General features: G+C 62.4%; 12 protein-coding genes. 2 read left to right on the forward strand and 10 right to left on the reverse strand.

Features of this window, described 5'->3' with window-relative positions:
* Window positions 1-2 precede the first annotated feature (2 nt).
* Window positions 3-707, forward strand: coding sequence for a response regulator transcription factor (locus tag IVB22_RS31155; RefSeq protein WP_247520995.1), 705 nt, complete (start codon window positions 3-5; stop codon window positions 705-707).
* Window positions 704-2296, forward strand: a complete 1593-nt coding sequence (locus IVB22_RS31160) for an ATP-binding protein (protein ID WP_249805503.1) — start codon at window positions 704-706, stop codon at window positions 2294-2296. Before IVB22_RS31155 ends, IVB22_RS31160 begins: the two co-directional genes overlap by 4 nt.
* A gap of 120 nt (window positions 2297-2416) precedes the next feature.
* On the opposite strand, the gene IVB22_RS31165 is transcribed toward IVB22_RS31160, so the two are convergent.
* The 10 genes from IVB22_RS31165 to IVB22_RS31210 form a co-directional block, all read right to left on the reverse strand.
* Window positions 2417-3649 carry an acetyl-CoA C-acetyltransferase gene (locus tag IVB22_RS31165; protein ID WP_247520996.1) on the reverse strand — a complete coding sequence of 411 codons (1233 nt, stop codon included), beginning with the start codon at window positions 3647-3649 and terminating at the stop codon, window positions 2417-2419.
* A gap of 122 nt (window positions 3650-3771) precedes the next feature.
* Window positions 3772-4629 (reverse strand): CoA ester lyase, encoded by an 858-nt coding sequence (locus tag IVB22_RS31170; RefSeq protein ID WP_247520997.1) that lies wholly within the window; start codon window positions 4627-4629, stop codon window positions 3772-3774.
* 4 nt (window positions 4630-4633) lie between these two features.
* Window positions 4634-4771, reverse strand: a complete 138-nt coding sequence (locus IVB22_RS31175) for a hypothetical protein (protein ID WP_247520998.1) — start codon at window positions 4769-4771, stop codon at window positions 4634-4636.
* Entirely contained in the window at window positions 4771-5547 is a 777-nt protein-coding gene (locus IVB22_RS31180; RefSeq protein WP_247520999.1) for an enoyl-CoA hydratase/isomerase family protein, read from the reverse strand. Before IVB22_RS31180 ends, IVB22_RS31175 begins: the two co-directional genes overlap by 1 nt.
* Window positions 5544-6758 carry a CaiB/BaiF CoA-transferase family protein gene (locus tag IVB22_RS31185; protein ID WP_247521000.1) on the reverse strand — a complete coding sequence of 405 codons (1215 nt, stop codon included), beginning with the start codon at window positions 6756-6758 and terminating at the stop codon, window positions 5544-5546. Before IVB22_RS31185 ends, IVB22_RS31180 begins: the two co-directional genes overlap by 4 nt.
* A 24-nt stretch (window positions 6759-6782) precedes the next feature.
* Window positions 6783-7499 carry an ABC transporter ATP-binding protein gene (locus tag IVB22_RS31190; protein ID WP_247521001.1) on the reverse strand — a complete coding sequence of 239 codons (717 nt, stop codon included), beginning with the start codon at window positions 7497-7499 and terminating at the stop codon, window positions 6783-6785.
* Window positions 7496-8254, reverse strand: a complete 759-nt coding sequence (locus tag IVB22_RS31195; protein ID WP_247521002.1) for an ABC transporter ATP-binding protein — start codon at window positions 8252-8254, stop codon at window positions 7496-7498. The genes IVB22_RS31190 and IVB22_RS31195 overlap by 4 nt, the downstream gene beginning before the upstream one ends.
* Before the next feature lie 2 nt (window positions 8255-8256).
* Window positions 8257-9273, reverse strand: coding sequence for a branched-chain amino acid ABC transporter permease (locus IVB22_RS31200; RefSeq protein WP_247521003.1), 1017 nt, complete (start codon window positions 9271-9273; stop codon window positions 8257-8259).
* Complete coding sequence (locus tag IVB22_RS31205; protein WP_247521004.1) at window positions 9270-10172, reverse strand: branched-chain amino acid ABC transporter permease; 903 nt, start codon at window positions 10170-10172, stop codon at window positions 9270-9272. The genes IVB22_RS31200 and IVB22_RS31205 overlap by 4 nt, the downstream gene beginning before the upstream one ends.
* Window positions 10173-10270: 98 nt before the next feature.
* Complete coding sequence (locus IVB22_RS31210; protein WP_247521005.1) at window positions 10271-11530, reverse strand: ABC transporter substrate-binding protein; 1260 nt, start codon at window positions 11528-11530, stop codon at window positions 10271-10273.
* Window positions 11531-11553: the final 23 nt, after the last annotated feature.

An 11553-nucleotide genomic window follows, 5' to 3' on the forward strand; every position in this document is an offset into this window, starting at 1 on the left:
GTTTGACGCACCGCATTCTCATCGTTGACGACGACCTCCACATCCGAGAGGTCATTCGTGTCGCACTCCGGAAGGCCGGAATGACTGTCTTCGAGGCGCGCGACGGCAAGGAAGCGTTGACCCGCTTCGCCGCCGACAGGCCGGATCTGATGATCCTGGATATTGGCATGCCGGAATTTGACGGCCTGGACGTCTGCCGCGAAATCAGAAAGTCCTCGGACGTTCCGATCCTTTTTCTCTCCGCCCGCGACGACGAGATCGATCGCGTCCTGGGCCTGGAGATCGGCGGTGACGATTACGTCACCAAGCCCTTCAGTCCGCGCGAACTCGTGGCAAGGGTAAACGTCATCCTGCGTCGCATGGCTTCACGCGCGCAGGATGCAAAGGCGTCCATGGCCGCGCTGTCGCAAGGCAGGCTCTCCGTCGACCCCGAACAGCATCTCGCCGAGTTTGCGGGCACCCCGCTTCGGCTCACGGCCATCGAGTTCGGAATTCTCAGGGCATTTCTGACTCGGCCGACGCTCGTCTTCAGCCGCGAGCAGATCATGAGCGCCGCCTATCAGCTCAACATCCAGGTGTCGGACCGCACCATCGACAGCCACATCCGCAATATCCGCGCCAAGCTGTCTGCCGTGAACTGCGACAATGTCATCGAAACCATTCACGGCGTCGGCTTCAAGCTCGGGCGATGCGAGCCGCAGGCATGATACCCCGCGCACGCGAGAAATGGCGACCATCATTGGGACTGGTCATTTTCGCCGTGCTCGCCTCCGTGGCGACGCTGCCTTTGGTCGGACTGTTCTTCTTCCGCCTCTATGACAACCAGCTCATCCATCAAACCCAGGCCGAACTGATAGCCCAAAGCCGCGTGCTGGCGGCTGTCTATGCGCGCGAAGTTGAAGCCCGCCTCGCCGCCGGCATCGCGCTCGGCGCAGAAATTCCACCCGAGGCGCGCCCGGATCGGGAAGACCAGTTGACGCCGATCCGGCCCGCGCTCGATCTCGCCGCCGGCGCCGACTTGCTCCGACGACGGCCCAATGCTCTTCCGGCGAGCGCGCCTGCGTCACCGGCCTATATCGAGATCGGAACGCGGCTGATGCCGATCATTCTGGAAACGCAGAAAGTCACGTTGGCCGGCTTCCGGATCCTCGATCCTAGCGGCGTCGTGATCGCCGGCCGCGACGAGGTCGGCCAATCGCTCGCCCATATCGAGGAAGTGGCCGCGGCGATGCAGGGGCAATACCGAGCAGCCTTGCGAATTCGCAAACCCGACAAGCCGCCGCCTCCGATCTACTCGATCAGCCGCGGTGTCGGCGTGCACGTATTTTCGGCCATGCCGGTGGTCGTCAACAACCACGTAACGGGTGTCATCTATACGTCGAGAACGCCGAGCAACATCTTTGACCATTTCTATCAGGAGCGCCGCAAGTTCATCCTGGCAGGACTTACGGTCGTCTTGGCGACCGTTGCCATCGGCCTGATCTTTTCGCGAACCATCACCCGCCCGATGCGCGAGCTGGTCGATCGCGCCGCGCGTATCAGCCGTGGCGATCGCGACGCGTTTCAGCCGCTCGCCCATTACGGCACGCGCGAGTTTGCCCAATTGTCGCACAGCTTCCTCGAGATGGCCGAACAGTTGGCGCGGCGGTCGGACTACATCGCGACGTTTTCGTCGCATCTCACCCATGAATTGAAGTCGCCGCTGACATCGATCAAGGGCGCAGCTGAACTGCTGCTGGATTCGCTGCAAAGCAAGTCCGACAATCTAACCCGAATGGAACAGAAGAATTTCATATCGAACATTCTGGGCGACACCGGGCGCCTGGAAGCCATGACCCAGCGGCTGCGCGAACTGGCGCGCGCCGAGGCCGCGCCGCAGAACGAGAAAACCGAATTGTCACAGGTTGTCGGAGGATTGAAGAGCCGATTCCCGACGCGAGCGATCGAGGCAACCGGAAGCCTCGAGCGCCCAATCGGCATGTCCAGCGAAAAAGCGCTGATCGTGTTGTCGCATCTGACCGACAACGCCATCCGTCACAACGCGAAGACTGTGCGGCTGGAAGCCACCGAGGAAGCTGGATCCGTCAGGATGACGGTCAGTAATGATGGCGATCCGATATCCGAAGCGAATCGGGAAAAGATCTTCGATGCCTTCTTCACCACGCGCCGCGACACAGGCGGCACGGGAATGGGACTGGCCATCGTCCAGGCCGTTATGACCAGCCACGCCGGATCGATCCGGCTACTGCCGTCCGATCAAGGCGTTGCGTTTGAGCTCTTGTTCCCGGCTGCCTAGAGCCTTTTCCGTTCCGATAGAATCGGAACGGAAAAGGCTCTAGATTTTTGATTTGACGCGTTTTCTTGACGCGAACCGGTCGCCACTTCGCTGGAAAACGCTCTAGGTTGAGCAGTCGCCTCAGACCCGCTCGATAATGATGGCCGGCGCCATGCCGCCGGCGGCGCACATCGTCACCAAACCCCGCTTGAGATCGCGCCGTTCCAGTTCGTCAAGCACGGTGCCGATCAGGATCGAGCCGGTCGCACCGATGGGATGGCCGAGCGCGATCGAACCGCCATTGACGTTGACCTTCTCGCGGTCGAGCTTGAGGTCGCGGATGAACTTTTCGGCGACAACCGCAAAAGCCTCGTTGATCTCGAACAGATCGATGTCGTCGAGTGTAAGGCCTGCCTTGGCCAGCACCTTGCGGGCAGCCGGCACCGGCGCGTTCAGCATCAGGGTTGGCGAATCCCCCATATTCGCCATCGCGACGACGCGAGCACGCGGCTTCAGGCCATGGGCTTTTGCGTAACTCGGCGATGCCAGCAAGATCGCCGCCGAACCATCGACGACGCCGGAGGAATTACCGGCGTGATGGACAAAGTTGATGTCGAGATCGGGATACTTGTCGAGGATTAGTTTGCGGTAGGTCGTGCCCTTGTCGTCGAGCGCATAATCCGCAATCGCGGGAAACGCTGCCTTCAGGCCGGCCAGACCTTCGAGCGTGGTCTGCGGACGCGGGTATTCCTCGCGGTCGAGCGCGAGGCTGCCGTCCTCGCGGCAGACAGGCACGAGGCTCTTGTCGAAATGGCCGCCCTTGATGGCCGCCGCGGCCCGCTTCTGGCTTTCGAGGCCCAGTTCGTCGACGTCCTGCCGCGTGATGCCGTCCAGCGTCGCCACAGCGTCGGCGCAGACGCCCTGATGCGACTGAGGATGCCGGGCGCGCAGGCGAAGATTGCCGTTGTCCATCATGAACGGCCCCTCGCCGCGACGCCCTTCCATCGACATCATCTCGGTGCCGCCGGCGATCACGAGATCTTCGGACCCCGACATGATCGAGTTGGCCGCCATGTTGACGCTGGTGATGCCGGAACCGCAAAATCTATCCAGCGTGACGGCGCTGGCGCGCACGTCGTAGCCGGCATCGAGCGCCGACATACGGCCGAGATCGCCGCTCTGCTGGCCGCGTTGCGAACTGGTACCCCAGATGATGTCGTCGACATCGGCGGTATTAATGCCGGTGCGATCGGCCAGCGCGCGCAAAACCGTTGCGCCGAGCTGCTGCGGATGGATGCCCGACAAGGCGCCCTTGCCGGCCTTGCCGATGCCCCGCGGCGTCCTGCATGCGTCGATAATCAGCGCGTCAACCATGGTGTTTTCCTTAAGTCTGTTGATTGGCTGCATTTGCTGCCGATCAAGCTGCACTGTCAATCCGATCACGGCCGATTTGTAGCCCGGATTTCGCTGCGCTCCATCCGGGCTACAAGATTTCGCTACCGCCCGCGCAGCGCCAGGATTTTCTCCGCCGCGCGCAGATGCGGCTTGTCGATCATCTTGCCGTCGATCTTCACCACACCTGAAGTCGGATTGTCGTTGAAGGCCTTGACCACCTTCTCCGACCAGGCGATTTCCTCATCCGTCGGCATGAAGGCTGCATTGACGACGTCCACATGCTTGGGGTGGATCACCGCCTTAGCAAGGAAACCATCCTGACGTGCAGCGATAGACTCTTCCCTGAGCGCATTGAGATCGTTGATATCGGTCGCAATGGTGTCGATGGCGACGACGCCGGCCGCAACCGCGCTGATCAGGCAGAGGTCGCGCGCCAGCAGGAACGGGCCATGGAAGCGGCCTGCCGTTCGATTTCGCGACGCGCCGAGCGACGCCGCGAGATCCTCGGCTCCCCACATCATGCCCCACAGCCGCGGGCTCATGTTCTCGAAATCGAGCAGCTTGAGGACGGCCCTCGCTGTCTCCGTCGCCACCGTCACTATTCTCGTTGAGCCATGTTCAATCCCGGCGGCGGCCTCGAAGGCATCGAGATAGAGCGAGAGGCGATTGACATCGGCCGCGCCGGCGCATTTCGGCAGCACGATGCCGTCGGGCCGGCCCGGCATGACGCCCGCGAGGTCGCCAAGCGTCATGTCCGTGTCGAACGCATTGACGCGGACATACATCTTCTGGTTCGGATTCCGAGCATCGAGCATCTCGCGCACCGTACGCCGCGCACCGACTTTCTCGTCCGGTGCAATCGAATCCTCGAGGTCGAGGATCAGCGCATCAGCCGCAGTCTTCTTGGCGTTTTCGAACTTGCGCTGGCTGTCGCCGGGAACGAACAGGAATGATCGCATCGGCCTACGCTTTCGGTTTGCAGTGCATCAGGCCGGTACGGCGACAACTTGCCACCACCTCGCCGCGCTGATTGGTCATGGTGTGCTCGAATTCCACGATGCCCTGGTTCGGCCGCGACTCCTCGAAATGCAATCCAGCCATCAGCGCCCCCTGTAGTTCGGCGTCCGCTTCTCGACGAACGCATTCAGCCCTTCCTGACAATCTTCCGTCGTTGCGACGAGCGCAAAGCTCTCGGCCGCGTTCTCGACCGAGCGGCGGAAATCGGCGTCGACCGCCCGCATAAAGGCATCGCGCCCGATCTTCATGACGATGGGTGATTTGGCTGCGAACTTGCGCGCGATCTCCCGCGCCCGGTTCAGCGCGGTCCCCTTCGGCACCACTTCACTCAGCAGTCCCATGCGAAAGGCTGTCGCGGCATCGAAGGGCTCGCCCAGAAACAGCGGCCCGAAAGCCTGGTGCTTGCCGACCAGCCGCGGCAGTTGCACCAAGTGAATGGCCGGAATCAGCCCGACGTCGATTTCGGGATAACCGAAGGTACAGGCGTCGCCGGCGATGATCATGTCGCATGAGATGGCAATCGTCATCCCGCCGGCCCGCACAGCGCCATCGACGGCAGCGATGGTCGGCTTGCCCATGCGGTACTGGGTATCGTTGAGCGCGAAATACAGCCGTTCGAGAAATTTCTTGGTCTCGATGCCGGGCTTGCCGCGGACGATATCGAGATCGAGCCCGGCGCAAAACACCTTGTGCGCGCTGCCGATGATGACGGCGCGCACCGCTTCGTCGTCCCTCGCCTTCGCCAGCGCCGCCAGCAGCGCATCGATCAGGTCCATGCTGAGCGCATTGACTGGCCCGCGATCGAGCATGATCTCGGCAATATTGCCTGAGACGGAATAGCGAACGAGATCGATACTCATGCCGTGCCTCCCCTGGCCTGACGCACCGCGCCGGCGCTGACCAAATCGTCGATGGCGCCGCGCGCGAAACCCGCTTCCAGCAGCACCTCGTAACTGTCCTGGCCTATATCAGGCGCAGGGCGCAAGTCATCCTCCGAGAAGCTCGCAATGCCCGGCGTTCGCGGCGAGTAGACCGGCCCCACACCGGGCGTGTCCTGGCATACCGCTGCCCGTGTCGCCTCGACATGGAGGTTGCGCAGCCATTCGCCGGGATTGAGGATCCGTTCGGCGATCAGATCGGCGGCATGCAGGCGGGCAAGCCAGACATCTGTCGGCTGTTTCAGAAACACCTCCCGCAACTGCGGGATCAGCGCATCCACGGCGTCAGCGCGCCGGGCAAAATCGGCGAAGCGCGGATCGCTGGCGAGGTCGTCGCGGCCGATCGCCGCGCACAGCCGCTTGTACTGCGGCTCGTTCACCAGCGTGACCATCATCCAACCGTCGCCAGTCTGATAGGAGCCCGCCGGAACGTTGAGCGCGCGCGGCGCGCCGCCCTCCAGAACATGTTCGGCGACCTTGTGGCCGAGTAGTGCGGACGTCGATTGGCAAAGATTGACGTCGATCCAGCGCCCGGTGCCGACGGTCGCGCGCGCAAACAGCGTCGTCGCGATCGCCTGGAAGGCATAGACGCCGGTCACGACGTCGGAGATCGTGGTGCCGACCCGGTGCGGGGTCCCGTCGTTGCCGACATTGATCGAGACCAGGCCGGAGAACGCCTGCGCCACGGAATCAGAGCCCGGCCGCTTCGAATAAGGACCGCTCTGCCCGAACGCGCTGACCGAGAGATAGATCAGGCCGGGATTGTCGCGCGACAATTCCTCGTAACCGATCCCGAGCCGCGCTGCGACGCCGGGGCGGAAACCTTCGATCAGGACGTCGCAATCTCTCGCCAGCCTTCGGGCAATGGCGATGCCGTCCTTGTGCTTCATGTCAAGGCAAAGGCTGCGCTTGCCGCGGTTATAGACCGCCGAGAGTGTAGTATGGCTCCCATAGGTCGTGCCCAGAAACCGCGACCAATCCCCCTCCGGCGGCTCGACCTTGATGACATCGGCCCCGTAGACGCCCAGCAGCATCGCGCAATAGGGCGAGGCGATGCCTTGCCCGAAATCCAGCACGCGCAATCCGCGATACGGCGCCTCATGCGTCGGCGATAGCTTGCGTTCCCTAGTCATTTCGTCCCCCGGTCGGGCCGAAAGCTACAGCGCGAGGTAGCGCTGACGAATGTTTTCGTTGGCTTTCAGCTCTTCGATCCCGGATGTGTAGACGATCTGGCCCTTGTCGATAACCGTCGCGTGGCTCGCAAGGCCAAGGCAAAAATGCATGTTCTGTTCGGCGATCAGCACCGTGGCGCCGGTGCCGCGGAGTTGTCGCAGCAATTCGCCGATCCGCTGCACGATGATCGGTGCCAGCCCCTCGCTCGGCTCGTCCAGCAGCAGCAGCGCGGGATTGCCCATCAGCGTGCGGGCAATCGCCAGCATCTGCTGTTCGCCACCCGACAGCCTTCCCGCGATTCGGTTGCGCAGCGGTTCCAGCAACGGAAACACGTCGTAAACGCGCCGGATCGACCATTCGTCCTCGCCATCAGGCCCCTTCTTGGCGCCGATGACCAAATTGTCCTCCACCGTGTGCTCCGGAAATATCTGGCGATCCTCCGGCACGAAGCCGAGACCGGCGCGCGCGATGTGGTGTGGCTTTAGCCCGGACACTACTTTGCCGCGCAAGGTGACTTTGCCGCGGCGTGCGGGAGCGAGCCCCATGATCGCCTTCATGGTCGTGGACTTGCCGGCACCGTTGCGGCCGAGCAGCGCCATGGTTTCGCCCTGCCGGACCGACAAGCCCACGCCGAACAGGATCTGGCTGGTGCCGTAATAGACGTCGAGATCCTCGACCTGAATGACCGGTTGCGCACTCATACCGCTGCCCCGGCGTGATGTTCGGTACCGAGATAGGCCTCGATCACGGCCTCGTTCCGGCGGATCGCATCCGGCGTGCCGGTTGCAAGAATGCGGCCGTAGCACAGCACGACGATCTCCGGCGCGATCTTGAACACGATATCCATGTCGTGCTCAATGAACACCACGGTGATCTTCTGCGTCTCCCAGAGCTCCCTCACCTTGTCGATCATCCGCCAGCGCTCTTCAGTGCCCATGCCGGCGGTGGGCTCATCGAGCAGCAGCACCTTGGGATCGAGCACCAGCGCCAGCGCGATATCGAGCAGCTTTTGGTCGCCATGGGAGAGCGTTGCCGCAGTGCGATTCCGTTTGCTCGCCAGCCCCAGCAATTCCATCGCGTGTTCGGCGCGGTCGCGCGTCTCGGCAAGAGGGAAACGACGGTGAAGCACGCTGGCGCGGCGCTGATCGGCGCAAACTGCCGCCAGCATCGTCTCCTGCACCGTCAGCGAGGGAAAAATGCTAGCGACCTGAAACGCACGGCCGATGCCGTGACGCACGATATCCGGCGGCGACCGCCCGGCCATGTCGACGCCATTGAGCAGGATCTGTCCGGAGTCGGGCTTCAGTGCACCGGTGATCAGGTTGAAGAATGTGCTCTTGCCGGCGCCATTGGGGCCGATCACGGCGGTGAGCGAACCGTCGGCAAAGTCGAGCGTGACATTGTCGGTCGCCTTGACGCCGCCGAACGATTTCGAAAGGGAGCGTATCTCCAGCATGGCTACTCCCCGGAACCATCGCGGCGTCGCGCATACCACTCGACCACAAAATCCATCAGGCCTTTCCGCAGGCCGATGGCAAAGAACAGGATCACGATGCCAAGCACGATACCGTAATATTCGGTCAGCCGCGTCACAGTGTCGTTGAGGATCAGCAGCAGCACGGTCCCGACCATCGGACCGAGGAACGTCGTGACGCCGCCCAGCATGTTGATGAAGATGCCCTCACCCGAGATCGTCCAGTAGGCGAACTCGGGATAGGCGCCCGACACGAACAGCGCCATGATGATGCCGCCGGTGGAGGCAAACAGTGCCGCCAGCACGAATATCGTGAGTTTTGCGCGCCAGACATCGATACCGATGAAGCTGGCGCGGGTGGCGTTGTCGCGGATCATCCGCAAGGTATAGCCGAACGGCGATTGCGCGATCTGGCGCATCAAGAGAAGTCCGATCACCAACAGCGCGCAACTCGTGATGTACAGATGCACATGGTTCGACAAATCGACGCCGAAAAAGGCCGGACGCGGAATGCCTCCGCGCAAGCCCTGGTCGCCGCCGGTCAACGACACCCAGGACAGAATCGTGCTGTGGATCAACATCTGGAACGCCAGCGTGACAAAGGCGAAATAGATCTCCTTCAGCCGCACGCAGATCGCGCCGATGACGGCAGCGATGAGGGTGGTAATAACGAGCGTTGCAACAAACGCGACGGGCACCGGCAGGCCGCTGCGCTGCATGATCAGGCCAAAGCCGTAGGCACCGAGGCCGAAGAACATGCCATGGCCGAACGAGACCATGCCCGTAAAACCGACCAGCAGGTTGAGCGAGGTTGCGAACAGTCCGAACGCCGAGCAACGGATGACAAAATCGAGCAGCGCCTTGCTGCCGGTGAGCATCGGCAGGATCGCCAGCACGGCAAAGGCCGCCAACGCGATCAGCACGTCGCGATAGCGCGAGCGCTGCGATTGGGATTCGATCCGCGGCACCACGGCGGCCTGTTCGGCCTGCAGCTCGGTCATGCGACCTCCTTGCCGAACAGACCGGTGGGCCGGGACACCAGCACGATCACCATGAACAGGTACATCAGCCCTTCCGTGAACAGGGGAAAGCCGAGCGATCCGAACGAGCGGATCATGCCGATCAGGATGGCGCCGATCAGCGCGCCGAGGATCGAACCCATGCCGCCGATCACCGTGACGATGAAGGATTCGATCAGGACCGAGAATCCCATGCCCGGCGTCAGCGAACGCACGGGTGCTGCGAGCGCCCCCGCAAGTCCCGCCAGCATGCCGCCGAGCGCAAACACCCCGCCATAGATAAGACCTGTATTGATACCGAGCGCAGACACCATGCCCGGATTATGTGCGGCCGCGCGGATCACCTTGCCGATCCTGGTGCGGGCCAGGCCGAGCCCGAGGATCACGGCTGCCACCAGCGCGACACCGATCAGGAGTAGATAATACGGCGGCACCACGCCGCCGGCGATGAACAGCGGCGCCACCTGGAACGCCGCCGGCATGCCCATCGACTTGAATTCCGGCCCCCAGATCATCCGCACGACATCATCGAAGATCAGCACGAAGGCATAGCAGACGAGCAACTGCATCAGCACGTCGGAGCCATAGACCCGGCTCATGAACACGCGCTCGAAGATCAGGCCAAGCAAGGCCGTGCCGGCCGCCCCGCACAGCATCGCCAGCGCAAAACTGCCGGTGACCTGATAGGCCGTCATCGCGAAATAGGCGCCGAACATATAGAAGGCGCCATGACTGAAGTTCACGACCTTGAGCACGCCGAAGATCAGCGTCAGCCCGACGGCGACCAGAAACAGCAACATGCCAATGATGAAGCCGCTGGTGGTCTGCGTCACCAGGCAGGCAGAACTGGCGAGACAGCCGGTAAGTGCGTCGAGGTCCAAGGGAAGCATCCATTACAGCACGCCGGAAAGGGCGACGCGCGAAAAACATTCGGCAGCGAACGGAGGCGGCCTACGCCACCTCCGCCTCCGCCGATCGATCAGGTGTAACCCTTGCTCTTCTTCCACTCGGCTTCGAGCTCGAATATCGTCTTCCAGTCCCCGGCCTGAACCTGCGGCACGTAAGGCTCCTGCGGGATCGTCGTTCCCCAGCCGATCGCATAGCCGACCAGCGTCTGGTCCTCGGCGCGCATGGTGACGGTGCCGTCGGCACCGAACGGCGACTTGATCTTCAGGCCGCGCAACGCCTCCGCAATCTTCTTGCCGTCGGCTGAATTCGCCTTCTTCGAAGCTTCCGCCAACAGCATGATTGCAGTTGCATTTTCCCATGACCAGTTGGTGGGATATTCGTTGTACTTCGCCTTGTAAGCGTCACCCCATGCTGCGTTCTCCGGTGTTGCCGGATAGGTCTTGATGTAGCGGTTACCGGAGTGAATGCCCTTCGGCAGGTTCTTCACGACCGTCAGGGCGGTGTAGTCGGCCATGTTGACCGCAAACACCTCCATCTGACTGAACAGCGCGTAGATATTGGCCTGATCGATATAGGACGTGAGGTCGCCGCCCCAGAGGCAGGAATACAGAGCCTGCGGCTTCGCCTGCAGGATTTTCGTCACCACCTCGGTGTAATCAGGCTGGAAGAGCTTGGGCCAGGACTCGCTAATGATCTCAACGTCAGGCGCGAAGCGCTTGAGATACGTCACATATTCGCCGGTGGTGTCGCGGCCATAGGCATAGTCGGGCGAGCAAGTCGCCCATTTCTTCAGCCCCTTGGCCTTGGCAATCGCCGCTGCGTAGCTGCCGCCGACGATCGAGTCGTGCACGCCCTGGCGTGCGGTGCGGAACGCGTTGGGAATGTGCTGCTTGGGATCGGCAGTCAGCGCCGAGGTTTCCGAATTGGTGTGGATGCAGAGCACGCCGAGATCGCGCGCCACCTCATGCACCGCGAAGGCGCCCGATGATGCTTCCGCGTCGATCAATATTTCGCATCCATCGGTGTTGACGAGTTCGCGGGCGACGCGGGCGGCTTCCTGCGGCTGTCCTTTGGAATCGCGGATCACCATCTCGATCTGCCGGCCGGCCAGCCCGCCGGCAGCATTGACCTTTTCGATTTCCAGCATCACGGCGTTGCGCGACGAGGTTCCGAGCTGCGCCACGCGGCCGGAGAGAATGGTCGGCATGCCGATCTTGATGGTCTTGGCTTGCGCGCGCGCCACCCAGGGCGTCGCAAATGTCACGGCCCCGGCGCTCATCATCGCCAACGTTGCACGCCGGCTTACGCCCGGTTTGCGGGTTCTCGTCATTGCTTCCTCCCTGTGGGGTTGGC

The organism is Bradyrhizobium sp. 190 (assembly GCF_023073415.1).
Classification (GTDB): Bacteria; Pseudomonadota; Alphaproteobacteria; order Rhizobiales; family Xanthobacteraceae; genus Bradyrhizobium.